At 69.7% G+C, this 20,994-nt stretch carries 22 protein-coding genes, 1 tRNA gene and 1 other RNA gene; 7 read left to right on the forward strand and 17 right to left on the reverse strand.

The features are described from left to right. Positions 1-50: 50 nt before the first annotated feature. Entirely contained in the window at positions 51-557 is a 507-nt protein-coding gene (locus IF22_RS0112555) for a hemerythrin domain-containing protein (protein WP_112582361.1), read from the reverse strand. Then, complete coding sequence (locus IF22_RS0112560) at positions 554-1,534, reverse strand: aldo/keto reductase (protein WP_030331465.1); 981 nt, start codon at positions 1,532-1,534, stop codon at positions 554-556. Before IF22_RS0112560 ends, IF22_RS0112555 begins: the two co-directional genes overlap by 4 nt. 70 nt (positions 1,535-1,604) lie before the next feature. Here IF22_RS0112560 and mgrA point away from each other — a divergent pair, with 70 nt between their 5' ends. Further along, positions 1,605-2,600, forward strand: coding sequence for an L-glyceraldehyde 3-phosphate reductase (gene mgrA, locus IF22_RS0112565; RefSeq protein WP_030331467.1), 996 nt, complete (start codon positions 1,605-1,607; stop codon positions 2,598-2,600). Positions 2,601-2,627: 27 nt separating this feature from the next. Here mgrA and IF22_RS0112570 read toward each other — a convergent pair whose 3' ends face one another. Both IF22_RS0112570 and IF22_RS0112575 read right to left on the reverse strand, forming a co-directional pair. Next, complete coding sequence (locus tag IF22_RS0112570) at positions 2,628-3,539, reverse strand: lytic polysaccharide monooxygenase auxiliary activity family 9 protein (RefSeq protein ID WP_030331469.1); 912 nt, start codon at positions 3,537-3,539, stop codon at positions 2,628-2,630. A gap of 58 nt (positions 3,540-3,597) precedes the next feature. Continuing rightward, positions 3,598-3,942: an SdpI family protein gene (locus IF22_RS0112575; protein WP_051708405.1), complete on the reverse strand. Its 345-nt coding sequence runs from the start codon at positions 3,940-3,942 to the stop codon at positions 3,598-3,600. A 124-nt stretch (positions 3,943-4,066) separates the two neighbouring features. Here IF22_RS0112575 and IF22_RS0112580 point away from each other — a divergent pair, with 124 nt between their 5' ends. From IF22_RS0112580 to IF22_RS0112590, 4 genes are all read left to right on the forward strand, one after another. After that, positions 4,067-4,189 carry a 50S ribosomal protein L36 gene (locus IF22_RS0112580; RefSeq protein WP_030331473.1) on the forward strand — a complete coding sequence of 41 codons (123 nt, stop codon included), beginning with the start codon at positions 4,067-4,069 and terminating at the stop codon, positions 4,187-4,189. Positions 4,190-4,801: 612 nt separating this feature from the next. After that, positions 4,802-5,146, forward strand: a complete 345-nt coding sequence (locus IF22_RS34975) for a hypothetical protein (RefSeq protein WP_156057512.1) — start codon at positions 4,802-4,804, stop codon at positions 5,144-5,146. Positions 5,147-5,860: 714 nt separating this feature from the next. Next, the gene (locus IF22_RS0112585) at positions 5,861-6,133 is read left to right on the forward strand and encodes a hypothetical protein (RefSeq protein WP_156057515.1); all 273 of its coding nucleotides are present in this window, start codon (positions 5,861-5,863) and stop codon (positions 6,131-6,133) included. A gap of 468 nt (positions 6,134-6,601) precedes the next feature. Beyond that, a complete protein-coding gene (locus IF22_RS0112590) occupies positions 6,602-6,862 on the forward strand; it encodes a YciI family protein (RefSeq protein WP_030331476.1) in 261 nt (86 codons plus the stop codon). A gap of 529 nt (positions 6,863-7,391) precedes the next feature. On the opposite strand, the gene IF22_RS0112595 is transcribed toward IF22_RS0112590, so the two are convergent. Further along, positions 7,392-7,464, reverse strand: a tRNA-Ala gene (locus IF22_RS0112595). 89 nt (positions 7,465-7,553) lie between these two features. Beyond that, positions 7,554-8,144 (reverse strand): YqgE/AlgH family protein, encoded by a 591-nt coding sequence (locus tag IF22_RS0112600; RefSeq protein ID WP_030331478.1) that lies wholly within the window; start codon positions 8,142-8,144, stop codon positions 7,554-7,556. 322 nt (positions 8,145-8,466) lie between these two features. On the opposite strand from IF22_RS0112600, the gene mdlC reads away from it, so the two are divergent. Beyond that, positions 8,467-10,062 carry a benzoylformate decarboxylase gene (gene mdlC, locus IF22_RS0112605; protein WP_030331480.1) on the forward strand — a complete coding sequence of 532 codons (1,596 nt, stop codon included), beginning with the start codon at positions 8,467-8,469 and terminating at the stop codon, positions 10,060-10,062. A 10-nt stretch (positions 10,063-10,072) separates the two neighbouring features. Here mdlC and IF22_RS0112610 read toward each other — a convergent pair whose 3' ends face one another. From IF22_RS0112610 to pruA, 10 genes are all read right to left on the reverse strand, one after another. Beyond that, complete coding sequence (locus IF22_RS0112610; RefSeq protein ID WP_030331482.1) at positions 10,073-11,026, reverse strand: hypothetical protein; 954 nt, start codon at positions 11,024-11,026, stop codon at positions 10,073-10,075. Between the two features lie 36 nt (positions 11,027-11,062). Continuing rightward, on the reverse strand, positions 11,063-11,572 hold the full coding sequence (locus IF22_RS0112615) for a hypothetical protein (protein WP_081883810.1): 510 nt from the start codon (positions 11,570-11,572) through the stop codon (positions 11,063-11,065). 166 nt (positions 11,573-11,738) lie between these two features. Next, on the reverse strand, positions 11,739-12,416 hold the full coding sequence (locus tag IF22_RS0112620) for a hypothetical protein (protein ID WP_030331485.1): 678 nt from the start codon (positions 12,414-12,416) through the stop codon (positions 11,739-11,741). Between the two features lie 70 nt (positions 12,417-12,486). Next, positions 12,487-12,862, reverse strand: a transfer-messenger RNA (tmRNA) gene (ssrA, locus tag IF22_RS34360). A 104-nt stretch (positions 12,863-12,966) separates the two neighbouring features. Then, positions 12,967-13,446, reverse strand: coding sequence for an SsrA-binding protein SmpB (gene smpB, locus IF22_RS0112625; RefSeq protein WP_030331487.1), 480 nt, complete (start codon positions 13,444-13,446; stop codon positions 12,967-12,969). A gap of 147 nt (positions 13,447-13,593) precedes the next feature. Beyond that, entirely contained in the window at positions 13,594-14,469 is an 876-nt protein-coding gene (gene ftsX, locus IF22_RS0112630) for a permease-like cell division protein FtsX (RefSeq protein ID WP_030331488.1), read from the reverse strand. 67 nt (positions 14,470-14,536) lie between these two features. After that, positions 14,537-15,217: a cell division ATP-binding protein FtsE gene (gene ftsE, locus IF22_RS0112635; protein WP_030331491.1), complete on the reverse strand. Its 681-nt coding sequence runs from the start codon at positions 15,215-15,217 to the stop codon at positions 14,537-14,539. A gap of 118 nt (positions 15,218-15,335) precedes the next feature. Beyond that, complete coding sequence (gene prfB, locus IF22_RS0112640; RefSeq protein ID WP_030331493.1) at positions 15,336-16,457, reverse strand: peptide chain release factor 2; 1,122 nt, start codon at positions 16,455-16,457, stop codon at positions 15,336-15,338. A gap of 121 nt (positions 16,458-16,578) precedes the next feature. Further along, positions 16,579-17,094, reverse strand: coding sequence for a PadR family transcriptional regulator (locus IF22_RS0112645; protein WP_030331495.1), 516 nt, complete (start codon positions 17,092-17,094; stop codon positions 16,579-16,581). A 176-nt stretch (positions 17,095-17,270) separates the two neighbouring features. Beyond that, entirely contained in the window at positions 17,271-18,899 is a 1,629-nt protein-coding gene (gene pruA, locus IF22_RS0112650; RefSeq protein WP_030331497.1) for an L-glutamate gamma-semialdehyde dehydrogenase, read from the reverse strand. Positions 18,900-19,190: 291 nt separating this feature from the next. On the opposite strand from pruA, the gene IF22_RS0112655 reads away from it, so the two are divergent. Then, positions 19,191-20,309 (forward strand): hypothetical protein, encoded by a 1,119-nt coding sequence (locus IF22_RS0112655; protein WP_030331499.1) that lies wholly within the window; start codon positions 19,191-19,193, stop codon positions 20,307-20,309. Positions 20,310-20,406: 97 nt separating this feature from the next. Here IF22_RS0112655 and IF22_RS0112660 read toward each other — a convergent pair whose 3' ends face one another. Continuing rightward, complete coding sequence (locus tag IF22_RS0112660) at positions 20,407-20,916, reverse strand: DUF6912 family protein (protein ID WP_030331501.1); 510 nt, start codon at positions 20,914-20,916, stop codon at positions 20,407-20,409. Positions 20,917-20,994 lie beyond the last annotated feature (78 nt).

Below are 20,994 nucleotides of genomic sequence, written 5' to 3' on the forward strand. Positions count from 1 at the left end.
CATTCTGCGGCCGGGGCCGGTCCCGGCGACTCCCCCGCGTCGGGGAGATGTCAGCGGTGGTCGGCGACGTACTGCTGCGGGTCCTTGTCGCGGAACGGGAGGTTGCGACCGTTCTTGTGCTCGCCGTAGAAGGTCAGCCAGCGTTGGCCCAGCTCGGCGCGGAGTTCGGTGCTGGCGTGCCGGCGGAAGTCGGGCAGCGCCTCGTCCTCCTCCTCGGCCAGGTGCTCGCTGTTCTCCCGGCGGGCCGTGCCGACCGCCTCCCACCACTGATCCGAGCCGACCGGGTGCAGCTTCGCCTCGGCGATGGCGTCGCGGATCTTGTTGTGGTCGCCGATCGCGTCGGCCGTCTCGTCCTCGCCGTCGTCGCCGTGCTTGACCAGGTGCGGGTAGAGAATCGCCTCCTCCGCTTCGGCGTGGATGTCCAGGTGCAGGGCGAGGGCGTCCCAGATGGCGAGCATCTCCTGCTCGTCGCGGGCGTCGTCGAGGCGGGCGAAGCCGCGCCGGAAGGCGGCGTGGTCGTCCAGGATCAGTGCGGTGATGTCGTCCACTGTGCTCACTTCTCGGTTGGTTTGGCGAACCGGGCGCGCAGCATCGCCGGCATCGCGGCGAGGCCGGTGATCGGCCGGAAGCGTTTCGCCGCCTCGGCCAGCGCCGTGTACTCGTCGTCGGCAAGGTCGATGTCGGCCGCGGCGGCGTTGCGTTCCATCTGCTCGACGCCGGACGCGCCGGGGATGGCGAGCACGTTCGGGTGGCGCAGCAGGTAGGCCAGCGCGATCTGGCTGGGAGTGGCGTCATGGGCGTCGGCGACCTGACGCACCGTGTCGATCAGCGCCGCGCCGCGTTCCAGGTTTTCCGGGAGGAAGTACGGGTTCGCCCGCCGGACCGCCCCGGTCGGTGGGTTCTTCGCGTCGTACCGGCCGGAGAGGAAGCCCTGTGCCAGCGGGCTGTACGCGATGACCACCCGGCCGGCCTGCCGCGCGTACGGCAGCAGGTCCTGTTCGGGCGCGCGGTCCAGCATGCTGTAGCGGACCTGGTTGGTGAGCACCCGACGGCCGAGCGCCGCCTCGGCGACCTGCCAGCGGCGCAGCCCGTAGTTGCTGACGCCGACCTCGCCGACCAGCCCGACGTCCTGCAGGACGCGCATGCCACGCATGGTGGTGTGGTCGCCGACGAGCGGGTTGGGCTGGTGCACCTGGTAGAGGTCGATGCTGGTGACGCCGAGCCGGGCCGCCGAGGCGACCGCCCGCTGCTGCACCACCGCGGCCACCGGCAGCACGGGCAGGATCTTGCTGGCCACCACCACCCTCGGCCGGTCGTCGCCGAGGGCCGCGCCGAGGATGCGTTCGCTGCGCCCGAAGCCGTAGATCTCAGCGCTGTCGAAGACCGTCACGCCGAGCTCGACGGCCCGCCGGACGATCTGCGCCGCCTGCCGCTCGAAGTCCGGGCCGTATCCCCATTCCCGGGAGCCGAACTGCCAGGTGCCCAACCCGATCTTGGACAACGGTTTGGGGGTGTCGAGCGCAATGAAACGCATGGCGTCGAAACTACCCCGATGTCCCGGTTCACACGCCCGATCCCCGGCACCGTGCTCCGGAGTTAGGCTCATGATCGTGACCTATCTCGCCGCGGAAGACCGCTACGACACCATGACCTACCGACGCAGCGGACGCAGCGGGCTGCGGCTGCCCGCCGTCTCGCTCGGCCTGTGGCACAACTTCGGCCCGGACCGCCCGTTCGAACGGCAGCGCGACATCGTGCGCCGCGCCTTCGACCTCGGCGTCACCCACTTCGACCTGGCCAACAACTACGGCCCGCCGCCCGGTTCGGCGGAGGAGAACTTCGGCCGGATGCTCGCCACGGACCTGAAGTCGTACCGGGACGAGCTGGTCATCTCCAGCAAGGCCGGGTACCTGATGTGGCCCGGCCCGTACGGCGAGTGGGGCTCGCGCAAGAACCTCATCTCGTCGCTGGACCAGTCGCTGGGCCGGATGGGGCTGGACTACGTCGACATCTTCTACTCGCACCGGTTCGACCCGGACACTCCGCTCGAGGAGACGATGGGGGCGCTCGACGCGATCGTCCGCTCCGGCAAGGCGCTCTACGTCGGCATCTCGAACTACAACTCGGAGCAGACCGCGCGGGCCGCCGCGATCCTGGACGAACTGGGTACGCCGCTGCTGATCAACCAGCCGTCGTACTCGATGCTCAACCGCTGGACCGAGTCCGACGGCCTGCTCGACACGCTGGAGCGGGTCGGCGCTGGCTGCATCGCGTACAGTCCGTTGGCGCAGGGCCTGCTGACCGACCGTTACCTGGGTGGCATCCCGGCCGACTCGCGGGTGCGCACCAGCGTCTTCCTCAACGAGAGCGACCTCAGCGAGGAGAAGATGGCCACCATCCGTGCCCTCGGCGCGATCGCCGAGCGGCGCGGCCAGTCCCTCGCGCAGCTCGCGTTGGCCTGGGCGCTGCGTGACCCGCGGATGACCAGCCTGATCATCGGGGCGAGCAGCGTCGAGCAGTTGGAGACGAACATCGCCGCGCTGGACAACCTCGATTTCACCGCCGACGAGTTGGCCGAGATCGAACAGCACCTGGGCTGAGCACCGCCGGGCTTCGGGCGGGTCGGGTCACCAGATCCGACGCCGCCCGGCCCGGTGGTTGCGTACCTCGCACTGGCGTCCCACCGGTGCGGGGGCACCGCGACGCCGCCGGCTCGCGCCGATCAGCAGCAGCAGAACCACCACGACGGCGGCACCGGCCAGCACCGGCCACCGGCCGCCGAGGTCGGTCACCGCCGCCACCGGCACGCCCGGGTCGGCCGCCGCCGCCACCGCCGACCCGGTGGCGGCTGGCGCGCTCGCAGCGGTACGCGGCGCGCTCTTCGGTGCGGCGGCCTTCGGCGGCGAGCCGGTGGCCTTGGCACCCCGGAACACCACGTCCGAGCAGGAGTAGTAGGTGTCCGGGGTGTTGGAGTTCTGCCAGATCGTGTAAATCAGGTGTCGGCCGCTGCGACCCGCCGGCAGCCGACCCGCCAACTGGTACGCCCCGGCGCGCACCGGCGGGTCGGTCCGGGTCAGAAACGGGCGCGACTCCAGGTCCGCCCAGGTCAGCTTCTTGCGGGGGTCGTAGTCGGGCTTGGTGACGTAGAGCCGGAAGGTGCCCCGGTGCTCGATGGTGGTCCGGTACCGGAAGGTGAACGTGGCACTGGTGGTCAGTTCGGTGCTCGGCCAGTCGGTGCGGGGCAGGTCCAGTCCCCGGTACGCGGACAGCCCACCACTGCACAGCTCACCGTCCGGGATCCGTTCCCGGTCTCGCCCGTTGATAGCGGCAACGCGTACGTTGTCCCACTCGCGCACGGCCGCGCCGGCTTCGATCGCCGCCCGGCAGGCGCTGGTGGCCGCGTACCGGCCCTCGGGGCCGCAGGCCGCCGCGCGACTGACCGGGTCGGTCGGGGCTCCGTGGGCGGCGGCGGGCGTGGCAGCCAGCGGCACTGTCGCGGCAGCGACCAGCACAGTGGCGAGGAGCCGGCGTACGGGCATGGGGACGACCTCCGCCCACTGGTACGGCCGGCGCGGGGCAAAGGTTCGACGGCTCCGGTCACCGTTTCCCGTCGACGGACCCTGCGGCGCGATCGGCGAGGTAGGCCAGGTAGAGCAGGTAGGGCACGACGAGCAGGGCGAGCACCAGCACTGCCGCGATCACCGGCGGATCACCGAAGACCGCCCCGAGCACAATCGGCAGCGGTGAGACGGCCGCCAGCAGGATGCCGGTGCGGCGCAGAGGGCGGGCGACCCGTTGGTGCGCCGCGTGCCAGTGCTCCGCCGAACGCATCGTCGCCGGCGTCCGTACACCGGGGCTGCGGTTTCTGTTCACCGTCGGTTGCAGCGCGGCCCGGGCGGTGAACGCCACGAGCCAACCGAGGAACGCGTAGACCACGGTCACAAAGGCCCCGGGCCACACTCTGGCACCTCCCCACGCATCGCCAGCCATCAGCGTAGAGGGCGGGAATCCCCGGGGTGGGCGTGGCGTTTCGATACTCGGAACCGCTTGCACCGAGGAGGCAGAGATGAAGGTACGTAGCTCGTTGCGTGCGCTGAAGCAGAAGCCAGGTTCGGTGGTGGTCCGCCGTCGCGGCCGGACGGTCGTGGTGAACCGCGCCAACCCGCAGTGGAAGAGCCGCCAGGGCTAATCCAGCCCTTAACGGACGTAGCAATCAAAGAGCGCCCTGACCGGATCATCGGTCAGGGCGTTTGGTCATGCTCGGTGAGTTCACCTGCGCTTGACTGGAACTGATTCGAAGTGACGACATCGGCATCGGCGGGGTCTGCCGGGCGGGTCGCAGGCGGCCGGCGATCGCTGCACTCCTGAAATCACCCAGCCTTGCGACACCGCCAAGGGCGTGCGATGGTCACCGTCGCGCCGGCGCCGACAGTGAGGTTGCCGACCATAATGACCCAGGTCGCCTTCGCGGCCGGGATACGGCCAGCGTGCCCGCCCAGCCCCGTCGGCCGCACCCTCGGTGCGCGGAACCCACTCCTCCCATCGTGCTGTCGGGGCAGCCTCAAACGCGTGGAGCCGCTAATGTGATGCCCTGTAGTAGCACGTGAGTTAGATGTTCAAACTCTCGGCGCTATAGGAAACCTGACGCTCATCAGGCGGTCGCTGGTACCCCGCGACCGCCTGATGAGCGTCGCGTCGACTACGTTGGACATCGATCTCGAAAGCAACAATAGATATTGACGGAAGAGAGCTTGCAAGGTAGCCTTCACCTTTAACGATCTTCGATCGAAAGAAGGAGCATATGAACATCCCTAAGAATCTCCGGCTCGCCTTGGCCTCCGCTATTGGCGCCACCTTGATGCTGGGTGCATGGGGATCACCAGCCCATGCCCACTTCACTGCGGCCTACCACGGCTCTGACGTGGCAACAGTATCGTCGGGTCACACCTTCGTGGAAGTTTATGATAAAGAGGCGGACGGCAACGGCGTGTACGGCTACTTCTGGCTGAACGATGGCACCTCTCGCACGGTCGGCGACCCGAACGGGAGTAGTGCTGGCGGCGGGAGCGCCGGCTTTAGCGTCGGGGTCGATTGGTACTACGTGTGCGAGAGGAACGTAGGATGCAGTGGGGTGCAACAAGCCTAGATATTCGAAGCAATGATGGTTCGTCATCGCTGCTTTGAAGAGGGGCCGAGGCAATTGGATTATTCTAATATTCAAAGTGCCGACTCCGCTGAAAGCCTATAGTCGGCTCTGGATCACGGTCAGCGACCTTCACTGCTCTGGCATCTCGCCTCAATAAGCATTTCAGTTTCCCTAATCGATTACTTGGGGCGCCAACCGCCACGCTGTTATCATTAGTGATGATGGGGCATTGTTCCGCGCCTCGCGAATCTCTTAACTTCGCGCAATTGAGAGGTACAGAGCGTCGCACTTGCAATTGGGCGGCAGCAACAACCAAGGCCGATCTGGATTCTCACCGTTCGCGATCGACTGCCGCTCCATCTAGGCGTCAAGAGAAGTTGCGACAGTTGCGGGTTAGCAGATTGGTTTAGTCTTCGACTGACCTGCTAACCCGCAACTGAAGGCCCCCGCGCGCTCGAGTCACGCAGCATCCTCGCGCGGGGGGCCCCCCCCCCCCCCCCCCCCCCCGAGATCATGGACGAACTCGACCGGGTAAAGCGTCGGGGGACCTTCCGGTCGGTTGCAGCGATCTGCTGACCGACCACGTTCCGACGGTCTTCGACCCCGGCACCCGACCGCAGCACCGCGCCCGTCGGTGCGGGAACCGTCCTGCCGTGCCCTTCGGTGGGGCGACATGCCCAGTCAGCGCACCAGATCACCGCGTTCGCCCTCCCCGTGCTAGTCGCGACACTGCTCGTCCTCAGTGGCACGCAGGTAAGGTTTGGACTGGCCCAGTTCGCGCCGGTGCTGGCGTTCTGCCTGCTCGTCCGCACCTGGGCGGCCCGCACCTCGTTGTGCTGGATCATGGCCACCGGCAACGCGGCACACGGCGTCGTCCTGTTCGGCATCGGGGCGCTGGCCGCCACCGACTGGCTGGTCTTCCCGACGCTGCGGGTGGGCGCATTCCTCATCGGCTCGGCCGCGGTGCCGCAGGACGTCGGCTCGTAGGTCACAGCGCCCCGGTTGCTGGGCGGCGACCTGCTGGTAGCCGCCCAGCAACCGGCCGGTTGTAAGCAACCACCTCGGTGACCCAGATGGCCGGGCCGGCGGTGGCGAGTTCATCGTGCAGATAGCCGGTGCCTCCCGGACGGCGGGGATCACCGGGGCACTTCCGCGGTCGCCAGAGCTTGTAGCCGTACCCGACGGTGTGATCCCGGAAGCGGTTCCACGCCCGCTGCGCGGCGGCGCTGGCGGCCGTTGGGCCGGCTCCGTCTCGTCGCTAGCATCGTGCACACCGAACTCGGCCTCGACCGGACGCCCCGACTCTTACGACCTCGACGAATTGGAGCATCAGGCGTGCGCGGCAATCGGGATCGTCGATCCCTGACCACCGCTAGGGGCGCCCGCGACCAGACGGTGGTGACGATGCGGATTGACTAAGATGCTTCGAGAGATCGCCCCGACGAGGAGGACCCGGTGTTCATCTTGGAGCTGTCCTTCGGCGACGAACCCGACCGGCTCGCCGCTCGACCGGCGCACCGGGAGCGTCTCCAGGCCCTGCATCAGGAGGGCCAGCTGGTCATGGCCGGGCCGTTCGCCGACGACTCCGGAGCACTCCTGGTCTTTGACGTCCCAGACGCCGAGGCGTTTGCCGCGATCGTCGCCGCGGACCCCTATTACCGCACCCCCGGGGTGACGATCGCCAGCCAGCGGGAGTGGTCACCGATCGTCCGGTAGCCAAAGGCGACGAAGCCCGCCTACCGCTGTCTCTGGTGACCGGCCCGATTCACGACTGGTCGTCCACGGCGCGCGCAGCACGGTTGCCAACCCCAGTTACAGCAGGTAGGACACGACCAGCACGGCGAGCACCAGGAGCGCCGAGGATGACCGGCAGCGGGCACACGACCGTCAACAGGATCCCGGTCCGATGGAACGGGCGTTCAACCCGGCGGTGCGCCGCGTACCAATGCACGGTAGATCTCAGGGTCGCGGTGGCCGCACTCCGGGACTGCGGTAGATGTCCCGACGGCCGCAGATGCTCTGGTGGTGGATGCAACAAGCCATTCGAGTGATGCGTAGATCATCGAATGAACGCTCCGGCCAGCAAACGCCACCTCCTGACGCATCAGGTGGTGTCATCGCAAATCCCCAGCCCTCTGGGTATTACCGACCACTGGCGAAGGGGTGAGCACGGCGCTTACGACGGCAGGGCTCAAAACAGTGAACGCCCTGACCGGATCATCCCGGCCAGGGCGTTTCTCAAGGGTGGAGCCGAGGGGACTCGAACCCCTGACCCCCACACTGCCAGTGTGGTGCGCTACCAGCTGCGCCACGGCCCCTTGCTGTTGTCCCGGTCGCCCGGGCACTGGGAAACTATACACAGACCCGCTCGCATGGTCATCTCGCGGGGTCCCCCGCCACAGCCGGGTCAGTTGAGCGCCACGTCCGGCGGGAAGTGCGCGACGGCGGCCATCATCCCGCCCTGCCGGCGCAGCACCATCGGCCACAGGTCGTCGGGCCGGTCGACGAAGGCGTCCCCGGGCAGCCCGTCCAGCACGAACCAGGACCCGTCGGCGATCTCCTGCTCCAACTGGCCGCTGCCCCAGCCGGAGTAGCCGGCGAAGACCCGGATGCCACCGATGCTCTCCCGCAACCGCTCCGGGTCGACCGAGAGGTCGATCGTGCCGACCGCCCCGGACACCTGGTGGAAGCCCTTCAGCCGACGCATCGGGTGGCGCATCCGGGCGAGGCAGATCGCCGAGTCGGGCTGCACCGGGCCACCCTCGAAGAGCACCGCCGGGTGGCGGGCCAGGTCACTCCAGTCACCGAGCACGTCGGCTACCGGCACCTCGGTGGCCCGGTTCAGCACCACGCCGAGCGCGCCGCCCGGCTCGTGGGCGACGAGCAGCACCACCGTACGGTCGAAGTTGGGGTCCTTGAGCGCCGGAGTCGCGACCAGCAGCCGCCCGGTCATCGACTCCATCGCTCGTCCGCCGATCGCCTGGCCCTCTCCCTGCATGCCACACACCCGTCAACCGTGAGCCCGGCCCGGGGGCCGGTCCTCGACCGGATCCGCCCGGCGCATCGGGTTCCGCCGCGCTGTCAACGCCATGCCTGGCACCATAGCTTGCGTGCTGGGCGCTGGCTAAGGTCTGACCGGCGGGTGATCAGACAGTTGAGACGAAGGGCCGATGCACCGGTTGGCAGACCTCCCGGTGATCGACCGTTCCGGAGCACCGACCGCTGAGAAAAGCCCGAAAGGTCCGTCACATCCCGATAGATTCGGCTGATCGGGAGGGCGATCACGGTTGTCCCTGCCCGCGACACGGAGGCGGGTGGCGATGGCAACTGTCCGGGACGCGACGTACGACGTGCTCCGCACCCTCGGCCTGACCACCGTCTTCGGCAACCCGGGCTCCACCGAGGAGCCGTTCCTCCAGGACTTCCCGGCCGACTTCCACTACGTCCACGCGCTGCACGAGGCGACGGCCGTGGCGATGGCCGACGGCTACGCCCAGGCCGCCGGAGTGCCCGCCCACGTCAACCTGCACACCGCCCCCGGCACCGGCAACGGCATGGGCAACCTGGTCACCGCCTGGCACAACAAGACCCCACTCATCGTCACCGCCGGCCAACAGACCCGGGAGATGCTGCTCCTCGAACCCCGGCTGGCCAACCGCCGGCCCACCGAACTCCCGCAGCCGTACGTGAAGTGGGCCTACGAGCCGGCGCGGGCGCAGGACATCCCGGCGGCCATGCTGCGGGCGTACGCGACCGCGGTGCAGCCACCGGCCGGGCCGGTCTTCCTCTCCCTACCGATGGACGACTGGGCCCAGCCAGCCGACCCGCCGCCCGCGCCGCGAACGGTGGCCACCCGGTTCGCACCGGACCCGCAGCGGTTGGCGGAGTTCGTCACGGTGCTGGCCGGCAGCCGCAACCCGGCGCTCGTGTACGGGCCGGGGGTGGACCGCTCGGCGAGTTGGTCGGCCGCGGTGGCGCTGGCGGAACGGCTCGCCGCGCCGGTCTGGTCGGCCCCCGCCACCGAGCGGGCCGTCTTCCCCGAGGACCACCCGCACTTCCGTGGCGTGCTGCCGTACGCGATCGGTCCCCTCGCCGAGGCGCTGCGCGGACACGACACGGTGCTGGTCGTCGGCGCCCCGGTCTTCCGCTACTACCCGTACGTGCCGGGCGGGCACCTGCCCGACGGCGCCCGCCTGCTGCACGTCACTGACGACCCGGACGAGGCCGCCCGAGCCCCGGTCGGTGACAGTCTGCTCAGTGACCCGGGGCTGGCCCTGGACGCGCTGGTCGAACGGGTGCCGCCGAGTGACCGGCCGGCGCCCGCACGACGGGACACACCACCACCGCCCGAGGTCGGCACCCCACTGAGCGCCGACGCCCTGTTCGCCGCGCTGGCCGCGCACTGGCCGACCGACGCCGTGCTGGTGCAGGAGTCACCGTCCAATCTGTCCGCACTGCGCCGTCAGCTGCGGATCACCCGCCCGGCGTCGTACTTCACCATGGCCAGCGGCGGCCTCGGCTACGGGCTGCCGGCGGCAATCGGCGTCGCCCTGGCCGAGCGGGACACCGGGCGCGGTCGCCCGGTGGTGGCGGTGGTCGGCGACGGCTCGTTCCACTACTCGGTGCAGGCGCTGTGGACGGCCGCGCGCCTGGCACTGCCCGTGGTGGTCGTCGTCCCGGTCAACCAGCAGTACGCCATCCTCAAGGCGTTCGCCGAGCTGAAGCACACTCCCGGGGTGCCCGGCCTGGACCTGCCGGGTCTGGACATCGTCGCGATCGCGGCCGGCTACGGCTGCGCCACGGAGGTGGTGGAGACCCCCGATCAGCTCGGCGCGGCGCTCACCGCCGGGCTGGGCGCCGACCGTCCCACGGTTGTGCCGGTGCCGATCAGCACGGACGTGCCCAGCATCCTCTGAACCGGGTCGTTCAGCGCGATGCGATCGACAGTGGGGCGCCGGTGTGGACATCCAGCACCGGCCGGGCGCCCAGCGGCGTCGCGAGGGTGACGGTGACCGGCTCCAGTTTCAGCAGGGCGATGCATTCGCCGGTGGCCCGGGTGACGCGACCACCGACCACCACGACGTCCGGCCGTTCCCACACCAGCGGGGTGATCCCGGTGTCGCACGCGCCGACGCCGAGCCGCACTGTCAGCCGGGTGTCGTCGACGGCCGCCAGGTCCTGGGCCGCCACCAACCCGTCCGGCAGGGGGCGGGCCGGCGCGGTGGGCTCGGGAACCTTGGTGACCGCGGTGGGCGCGACGGCGAGCCGGGCCACCCGGGCGGTCAGCTCCTCGATGGTGAACAGCCAGGCCGGGACCTGCGCCACACCGCGGCTCGTGCGGACCGGCACGGTGTCGAACGTGACAGCGGTGACGGTGAGCGGGAGACAGGCGGTCTGCGTGCTGCTCGTCACCCACCCGTCCGGCCCTGGTTCGACGGTGGGGCCGCCGGGGGTGGGCCGACCTGGCTGCTTCGGCCGTCCCGGGCAGGGCAGCGGGTCACCCGTGTCGAGCTGCCGGTACGCCTCGGCGGCGCTGATCAACGGCAGCGTCAGCCGTCCGTCCGGGAACCGGATCTCGCCACCGACCCGGGTGGGCGGTATCGCCACCTGCGCGCGGTACCACCCGGCCCGGAAGGCCGCCTCGGTGTCGGGGGTGAAGCCCGGGTCGCCGGTGAGCAGTGTCGGCCCCTCCAACGGCACGTAGGCGGTGCGCCAGTCGGGGCCCGGCCGCCACGCCTCGGCGACCTGAGCGGCCCGCTGGTCGAACGCCTCGGCGTCGCGCGCCGGGCTGGGTGGGGCGTCGGCCGGACCGGTGTCGGTCGCGGCGCAGCCCGCCGTGAGCAGCAATGGGAGTACGAGCAGCACGGCGAGTCGACGCATGTGCGGTTCGACGCGCCCGCCGACCGGCCGGTTCCCTCAGGTCTCGCCGCCCAGGTCCGTCTGGTACGCCTCCCAGAGCAGGTCGGCGCCGCGCCGCCGATGCCGGGCCAATTTCCGCAGCAGGTGCCCGACCCGGTGCCGCAGCTCGTCGGGGTGCGCCTCGGGCCGCTCGGCGATCTGCTGCGCCGCCAGGATCGCGGCGACGATCGCCGCGTGCTCCCGGGTCAGCAGCCGCACGCCGTGGTCCAGTCGCGGCGACTGGGTGAGCAACTCCCGGTAGAGGCCGCTGGGGCCCTCGGTGGCCCGGACGTGCTCGGCGAAACCCTGGCGCACCGGACGCAGTCGAAGAAGAACGGCTTCGCGCCAGCGCGGCGCGGTGCTGGCGACCGCGACGGCCCGGCCGAGGGCGTGCACGTCACCGGCGAGGCCGGCGGGGCGCGGCTCGCCGGGTAGACCGAGGGGAGGTGGATCGGCGGGACGCCCCACCTGATGCGCGACGCGCGGTCGGGCGACGAGTGACGGCTGCTGGATCGGACCGGTGACCATGGCACCTCCCGCGCGGCGCTGCTACCCCATACCGCGATGGTGAGCCTGCCCGGCCGCCCTGTCCAGGGCCCTGGATCGCCTCATCTGCCGCGTTAAACCCACTGACCCCACCAGCCGCAGCAGTACCGCGTCCGCAGTCCCCACGAGCCGCCTGGACGTATCAGCCTCAGTCGGTCCAGCGGCGCTCCGCCAGGCGGCGCAGGTGGTCGGCCACCGCACGGGTGTCGTCGTCCCGCCCGTCGCCCCCTCGGCCCGCCGTCATCGCCTCGGCCAGCGCCCGCAGCTCTGTCGGCGGCAGGCTCGGCAGCCCCATGCCGCGCAGTGGGATGGTGACCCCTCGCGTACCGGCCGGGTCGGTGGCGAGAATGGCCCGCATCTGCGGCCCGCCGGCCGGGTCGACGTCGCCCGCCTTGCGGTACGACGTCCCGCCCGCCTCGATCCTGGCGGTGGCGAGGTCGACGGTGCGGGTGCGCAGCGCCCCGCGTACCCGCGCCCGGCTGCCGTCCAACCAGACGGCCGTTCGGAGCACCCGTAACACGAGGTAGAGGCCGAGCAGCACGAAGGGCAGACCACACAGGCCGATGAGCGGGCTGGGACCGGACTGGTTCGGGTCAGCGGAGTCCCGTAGCCCCGGTGGCAGCAGCCCCGGCGGCAGGTCGCGAGCCTCCTCATAGGAGGCGAACGCGTCACCCGGTCCGGTCAGCCGGCGCAGCAGCCCGTCGGCGACGAGGGGCAGCACCACGAACGCCGCGCCGATGGCGGCGACGAGGACGCCGGCGACCACCGCCACGACCCGCTGGCCGGGTGACGCGCCGACCGACAGGCGCAGCTCTCGGTTGGTCACAGGGGGCAGCGTAAGACCCCGTCGACACAACGAAGCGCCCCGGCCGGTGGCCGGGGCGCTTCGTTCGAGGTGGTGGAGGTGCCGGGAATCGAACCCGGGTCCTTCGCCGGTTTGTCAGGGCTTCTCCGAGCGCAGCTCGCTGTGCCTCTACTCGGCCCCACCGCTCACGCGAGCAAGTTGGTGTGACGGGCCCAGTCGCTGATTAATCTCGCCGCACGGACCCCGCGACCGGGTCCGATTGGCCAGCCTCCTAGCTGATGCCGGCTACTGGGACGAAGGCGTTCCCAGGCCGACAGACTTAGCTACTCGCCTCAGGCGGCGAGAGCGAAGTCAGCGCGATTTTGCTTGGCGCTTATAAGTTTCCGACGACCGATTCTCGAGACGACGTCGGCTTCCTCGGCTCGCTTCCCCTGTCGCTGCGTACGAAGTCGAAACCAGTCACCCCCTCGACAGGCCGCCGATGTGGCGGCACTGACAAGACTAACGCCTGGCGCAACAGCTTTCATCCCGAGCCCCGGGCCGACGCACCGACCCGGACAAACAGGATGAACTAGTCGTCCATTCCCTTGCCTCGTCGACCCGACACCCGGGCGATCTCCCGGTCCGCGTCGCGCTTGGCGAGGTCCTGACGCTTGTCGTACGACTTCTTACCCTTGGCCAGCGCGATCTCGACCTTGGCCCAGCCGTCCGAGAAGTAGACCTGCAACGGGACGATGGTGAAACCACCCTCGCGGGTCTTGCCGACGAGCTTGTCGATCTCGCCCCGGTTGAGCAGCAGTTTGCGGGTACGCCGGGGCTCATGGTTGGTCCAGGTGCCCTGGGTGTACTCCGGAATGTGCATCGCGTGCAGGTACAACTCACCGTCACGTTCCTGCGCGAACGCGTCGACGAGCGACGCCCGCCCGGCGCGCAACGACTTGACCTCGGTGCCGGTCAGCGCCATGCCCGCCTCGTACGTGTCGAGGATCGCGTAGTCGTGGCGCGCCTTCTTGTTGGAGGCGACCACCTTGCGCCCCTTTTCCCGTGGCATCGGTGCCACCTCCTCTCCCTCGTCCGCGGCCGGTTCACCCCGGCCGGACAATCGATCATGTTACCCGAATAACAAGGACCCTCCCGCGCCGTTTATTTCCGGCTGCGGGAGGGTCCTCGGGAGACCACGGGACGACCCGTACGGTGCCTAGACCCGCAGGTAGAAGCGCAGGGTGATCCAGGCGGTGGCGGCGCTGACCAGACCACCGACGCCGGCCATCACCGGGAAGATGAACAGGATGTCACCCCAGGTGATCGGCGAGAGCAGACCCTGCAACGCGCTCAACGACCCGTCGAAGAGCAGATACTTCGCCGCGACCAGGGCCACCAGACCGAGCAGTGAACCGATCAGGCCGGCCACCACGGCCTCCAGCACGAACGGCGCCTGGATGAACCAGTTGGACGCGCCGACCAGCTTCATGACCGCCACCTCACGCCGCTTGCTGTACGCGGCCACCTGAATGGTGTTCGCGACGAGCAGCAGGGCGGCGATCGCCATCACGATGGCGGCGGCCAGGGCGATGTTCTGGATCGAGGTGAGGATATTGAAGATCTTGTCGAGCAGTCGACTCTGGTCGACGATCTCCTCGACACCCTCAGTGTCCTTGTACTGGTCGTAGACGCTCTTGTACTGCTCCGGGTTGTTCAGTGTGAGCCGGAACGACTCGGGCAGCTGGTCCGGCTTGACCGCGTTCACCAGGTCCGGCGCGTCCTGGTACATCGACTTGAAGCGCTCGTACGCCTGGGCCTTGTCGACGTAGATGACCTCCTTGACCAGGGGGTCGCCGTCGAGCTTGGTCTGCAGGTCGGTGCGCTGCTGCTCGGTGACCTCCTGCTCCATGAAGATCGAGACCTGGATGTTCTTGTAGTAGAGGTCCTTCATGTCGTCGACCTGGCGGTACATGAGACCGCTGGCGCCGAGCATGGTCAGCGAGACCGCCATCGTGATGATCATCGCGATGGACATGGTCACGTTGCGCCACAGTCCGACCAGTACCTCGGACAGGACGTATTTCACGCGCATCGGGATTTCCTCCGGGTCTCCGGCATGAGGTGTTCGTCGTCAGGCTGCGCAGGGGTGGAGCGCCGGCTCACCCGTAGACGCCGCGGGCCTGGTCACGCACGATGCGACCGCTCTCAATCTCAACGACGCGGCGGCGCATCTGGTTCACGATGTTGGAGTCGTGGGTGACCATCACGACGGTCGTGCCGGTGCGATTGATCCGGTCCAGCAGACGCATGATCTCGATCGAGGTGTCCGGGTCCAGGTTTCCGGTGGGCTCGTCCGCGAGAAGGATCAGCGGACGGTTCACGAACGCCCGGGCGACGGCGACCCGCTGCTGCTCACCACCGGAGAGCTCGTGCGGGTAGCGGTGCTCCTTGCCACCGAGCCCGACCAGCTCCAGCACCTCCGGCACGACGCGGCGGGCAACCGCCTTCGTCTTGCCGATCACCTCGAGAGCGAACGCCACGTTCTCGTAGGCGGTGCGGTTCGGCAGCAGCCGGAAGTCCTGGAAGACACAGCCGATCGAGCGCCGGAAGTGGGGTCGCTTCCAGGACCGCATCGACGTGACGTCCTTGCCGTTCACGACGACGCGCCCCTTGTTGGGGGCCACCTCGTGCAGCAGCATCTTGATGATCGTGGACTTGCCGGAGCCGGATGGACCGATGAAGAAGACGAACTCGCCCTTCTCGATCGAGACGGACACGTTGTCGAGCGAAGGCCGGGACGCCTTCGGGTACGTCTTCGTCACTTGCTCAAGCTGAATCACGGGTGGTGAGTCTACGCGGTGTAACAACTGAGCCAAGCCCCACGCCCCGCCGATCCGGCACGAGTCGTCGAATCAGGCTCCTACCTGGAGATCGACGACGCGCTCCGCCCGCGCGCCGTTACGCACCGTCGTTAGCGAGCTGTCGCTGCTTACGCCAACGGATGCCCGCCTCGATGAAACCGTCCAACTCGCCGTCGAAGACCGCGCTCGGATTGCCGGTCTCCTGCTCAGTTCGGAGATCCTTCACCATCTGATAGGGGTGCAGGACGTACGAGCGCATCTGGTCACCCCACGAGCCCGCCGCGTTCTCCTTGAGCCCTTCGAGCTTGGCCTGCTCCTCCTGGCGCTTGCGCTCCAGCAGCCGAGCCTGGAGCACCCGCAGCGCGGAGGCCTTGTTCTGCAGCTGGGACTTCTCGTTCTGGCAGGTCACCACGATGCCGGTCGGGATGTGCGTCAGCCGCACCGCCGAGTCGGTGGTGTTGACGCTCTGCCCACCCGGGCCGGAGGAGCGGTAGACGTCGACGCGTACCTCGTTCTCCGGGATGTCGATGTGGTCGGTCTGCTCGGTGACCGGCAGGACCTCGACCCCCGCGAAGCTGGTCTGCCGACGCCCCTGGTTGTCGAACGGGCTGATCCGGACCAGCCGGTGCGTGCCCGACTCGACACTGAGCGTGCCGTACGCGTACGGCACCTTGACCGCGAAGGTGGCCGACTTCAGACCCGCCTCCTCGGCGTACGAGGTCTCGTAGACCTCGGTCGGGTAGCCGTGCCGCTCCGCCCAGCGCAGGTACATCCGCAGCAGCATCTCGGCGAAGTCCGCGGCGTCCACACCACCGGCGCCGGCCCGGATGGCGACGAGTGCCTCCCGGGAGTCGTACTCGCCGGAGAGCAGGGTGCGGACCTCCATCTCCTGGATGGCCTTGGTCAACCCGGTGATCTCCGACTCGACCTCGGTCAACACGCCCGGGTCGGACTCGGCCTCGGCCAGCTCCAGCAGCACCTGGGCGTCGTCGAGCTGGGAGCGCAGGCTGCCCAGCTTGCTGATCTCGCCGTTGACGTACGACAGCTGCGAGGTCACCTGCTGGGCCTTGGCCTGGTCGTCCCACAGGTCGGGGGCGGACGCCTCCTGCTCAAGGCGGGCCTTGTCCTCGTGGAGCCGGTCGAGGTTGAGGACGGCCTCGATGTTTCGCAGGGTCGCGTCGAGTTCCTTGAGCTGTTCGGCGTAATCGGCAGCGGTCACGACAGACAAGCGTACTGCGCGGGCGAGGGGTGAGCTTGCGAGCCCCGCGGAGCAGCGTCAAATCGGGGGTACGCCCCCGGGCTCACGGCAGCCCGTTGCCGGTGCGCGAACCAGCCGATCGTCACCCGACGGGGGCGGACTTCAGCCACGAGAGGGCAGCCCGGTGGTAGGCGACCGCGAACTCCAGCGCGCTGGCGTCGTACGTCTCGCCGTCCCGTTTGGCGTTCTTCACCTGCTCCCGCACCTGGGCGAGGGCCTCGGTGTGGTATTCGTTGGCCGAGGCGTACAGGCTCTTCAGCTGGCTGGCGGAGTGCAGGTTGCCGAAGGCCATCCGCAGCGCTATCGGGTTGCGGATGGTGTCCCGCCCCGGGTTCTCCGCGAGCCAGCGGGAAAACGTCCGTTTTCCGCTGGCGGTCAGCGCGTACGGCTGGCTCATCCGCGGCCCCGGCTTGCCGAGCCGCACAAAACCCCGCTCAGCCAGCACCGGCAACTCGCGGTACACCTGACTGCGGGTCATCGACCAGTACGGCGCCAGACGGCGCTCAGCGGCGGCCATCAACTGACCGCCTGTCATCGGGCCCTCGTGGAGGAGGCCGAGCAGGGCCGCCGCCGTAGGGTTGACTCCGGAATCCGCCATGCCCACTACGCTGCCACTTTGCGCACGCGGCGTCCAGGATTTGCCGGTTTGCCACCCAACAGGACTTCCTAAGTGCACTGTCGGCGGCAGACTGTCCGTTGAGGACTATCGATGGATTGGCCATTCCGGGCGTCCGCCGGCGGCGCTCACGCACGCCGCCGGCGGGTCGTCGCCGGTCAGCCCATGTGGGGGTACGTGTGGTCGGTCGGCGGCACGAAGGTCTCCTTGATCGTCCGCGGGGAGACCCAGCGGACCAGGTTCAGCCAGGAGCCGGCCTTGTCGTTGGTGCCGCTGGCGCGGGCGCCACCGAAGGGCTGCTGCCCGACCACCGCGCCGGTCGGCTTGTCGTTGATGTAGAAGTTGCCGGCCGCGTAGCGCATGCGCTCGCCGACCGACTCGACGACCCGCCGGTCGGTGGCGAACACCGAGCCGGTCAGCGCGTACGGGGCGATCGACTCGGCCTGCGCCACCACCTCGTCGAACCGGGCGTCGTCGAACACGTGCACGCCCAGGATCGGCCCGAAGTACTCGGTCGTGAAGGTCTCGTGGGCGGCGTCGCCGCACTCGAAGAGCGTCGGGCGCACGAAGTAGCCGACCGAGTCGTCGGCGGTGCCACCGGCCAGCACCCGGCAGCTGTCGTCACCGGCGATCAGTTCCAGCGCGGCGGTGTGCCGGGCGAACGCCTTGTCGTCGATCACGGCGCCGCCGAAGTTGCTGAAGTCGACCACGTCACCGTAGGTCAGCGAGTCGGCGGTGGCGGCCAGCCGGTCCCGCAGCCCACCCTCCCAGATCGAGCGCGGCACGTATGCCCGCGACGCCGCCGAGCACTTCTGGCCCTGGTACTCGTACGCGCCGCGGATCAGCGCGGTGTGCAGAGCGTCCACGTCGGCGCTGGTGTGCGCGACGACGAAGTCCTTACCGCCGGTCTCACCGACCAGGCGCGGGTAGCCCCGGTACCGGGCGATGTTGTCGCCGACGGTCCGCCACAACTGCTGGAAGACCTTCGTCGAGCCGGTGAAGTGGATGCCGGCCAGATCCGGGTCGGCGAGCACCACATCGGAGACCTCCTCGCCCCGGCCGGTGACCATGTTGATCACACCGGGCGGCAGGCCGGCCGCCTCGAACAGCCGCATGGTGAAGTGCGCGGCGAACTGCTGGGTCGGGCCCGGCTTCCAGACCACCGTGTTGCCCAGCAGGGCCGGCGCCGACGGCAGATTGCCGGCGATGGCGGTGAAGTTGAACGGGGTGACCGCGTAGACGAAGCCCTCCAGCGGGCGGTGGTCGAAGCGGTTCCAGACGCCGGGCGAGGACGCCGGCTGCTCCTCCATCAGGCGACGCGCGAAGTGCACGTTGAACCGCAGGAAGTCGATGAACTCGCAGGCCGCGTCGATCTCCGCCTGGATCGCGGTCTTCGACTGGCCGAGCATGGTGGCGGCGTTGAGGGTGTCGCGCCACGGACCGGCGAGCAGCTCGGCGGCGCGCAGGAAGATCGCGGCGCGCTCCTCGAAGGGCAGCGCCCGCCACATCGGCGCGGCATCCTTTGCCGCCTTCACGGCGGCGCGGGCGTCATCGTGGGTGGCGTGCGCTGTCACACCCAACACGTGGGCGTGCTTGTGCGGCTGCACCACGTTGATCGGGTCGCCGCCGGCCATCCGCTGCTCACCGCCGATGGTCATCGGCAGGTCGATGCGCTCGGCGGCGAGCTCGGTCAGCCGCCGCTGGAGCCGGTCCCGGTCGGGGCTGCCCGGCTCGTAGTTGCGAACCGGCTCGTTGCGCGGCTCGGGTACGGAGAACACGGCATCCATCAGGGCTCCTGGCGATCTCGACAGCAGTGGCGAAACCGGACCCGCGGGCGCCGACCGGACGGCCGGACACCGGACGCCACACGAGAGGCCGAGCAGCGGCGGGACCTCCCGTGATTCTTCCACGACGGGCCGCGCGACCCACCTCGGCCACCGCCCTGCGCCAAGGACCGCAGCACCCCTCCTCCCCTTACCGACTGGTCTCGATCCATCCCGCTGTCCCGGGGCGACAGGCAGCCCAGCGGGCCCGCGTACCCTGAATGGTCGGTGACCTGCCGCCTCGAAGGGGAGACGATGACCAAGCAGCCCGGCCGCCCCCCGGCCGCCGAGTCGGACGAGCCGGCGGTCAACGCGGGCACTCGGCCGCTGCCCGCCCCCGGCGCCACTGTGCTCGCGCTGCTGGCGCTCGGCTGGCTGGCCGCCATGCTCTGGTCCACCCGGGAGGCCATCACCTCGGCGGCGGCCGGCGTCACCGCGATCAGCCTCTCCGCGTTCGCCCTACCCGGCGTGATCTCGGCCGCGCTGGTGGCCGGGGCCGCCGTCGCGCTGGCCGGTGGCAACCTGCTGGCCCGCCGGTACGGCGACTGGGCCACCCTGCGCTTCGCTGGCGCGATCGGCGGCGGAATGCTGGTCGGGCTCGCCGCCGCGGTGGCCATCAACCTCACCTACTTCGACACGTCCACCACCAACGTGATCGCCGGCACGACCGCGGCAGCGGCGATCATCGGGGGCGCGCTGGCCGCCGCGCGAACCGCCCCGGCGATCGGTGCCGTGGTCACCGCCGCGCTGGGCACCCTGATCTTCGTGGTCGCGTTCAGCCGCGCCCGCGACCCGCTGTTCGACCTCTTTGGCGCCGGCGACAGCCAGGAATCGTTGATCAGCGCGGCCAAGTGGGTGTCCCGCACAGAATCGCTCGTCGCCGGGCTCCTGGCCGGCCTCCTGGCCTTCGGCTACCTGACCTGGGCACGACGTCGAGCCGTCCGCCGCGATCCCGACGCCCCGGCGCTGCGCTGGCCCGCGTACCTGCTCGCCGGCGCCGGGCCGGGGCTCCTCCTGCTGCTCGCCGAGGTGATCATCCGGGTCGGCGGCCGGTCGCTGCTCGACCTCGCCAGCGCGCTCAGTGAGGCGGACGCGGTGGCGCAGACCTCACTCGGCACCTCCCGGGTGGACAACGGCATCTGGGTGCTGTTCGTGGGGGCGCTGACCGCGCTCATCGCGTTCGGCCGCACGCTCAGCCCCGCCCACAGCGACGACGACGAACCAGCCGACAGCCCAAGGCCGGTCCCGGACCAGGCCGACCCCGAGGACGACAAGCCGGGCTACGCCAAGGCGTACGACGCGGACCCGACCGAGACCTCCGACGACGCTCAGGCGGTCGACGCGGACCCGGCAAAGGCGGACCCAACTCGCTGACCCGGCGTCGGGCCGGTGTCCGGCGGTCCCGGCCGGCGTTCGACGTCAGGCGGTCCCGGCCGGTGCGCGGTGTTCGACGGTCCCGGCCGGTGTCGGCTCAGGTGGCGGCGCGGAGCAGTTGGTCCAGCTCCGTCACGTCGTACCACTCCAGCTCGTGATCCTCGGCGCCGTCGACGGTAAACTGGGCGTCGGGGTCACCAGCCGCCGCCTCGGCCACCACGTCGGCCGCCGCGCCGATCTCCTCGACCGCGTCCGCGCCGTCCACGTGGATGGCCGCCACCGCGCCCACCGGCACGGCACCGGTCAACGCCACAGTGCTGGAGCCCAACTCACCGTCGCCACGCCCGATCGCCCCCGACGGCAGGTCGACCGAGACGACGACGCGACGGCGGGGCGCGCTCGGGTCGGCCCGCAGCAGGTGCAGGGCGTCCTGCGCAGCCCGGGTGAACGCGACGTACTCCAACTCCTCCTCGTCGCCCTCCGCGTACCACTCGCGAAGCGCCGGGGTCACGGCGTGCGCCTGGTCGGCGGCGAGCCCCTCCTCACGCAGCCGAGCCAGCATCGGTACGGTCGCCGGCACGTACACCCGGACAAGCTCGTCGGTCACCGGTCGTCTCCCCGCGTCGTCCTCCACCGGCAGCCGCCGGCACGGGCGCAGATCATGCCGCACGCCGTGACCGTCATA

The organism is Micromonospora parva, assembly GCF_000718515.1.
Taxonomy (GTDB): domain Bacteria; phylum Actinomycetota; class Actinomycetes; order Mycobacteriales; family Micromonosporaceae; genus Micromonospora; species Micromonospora parva.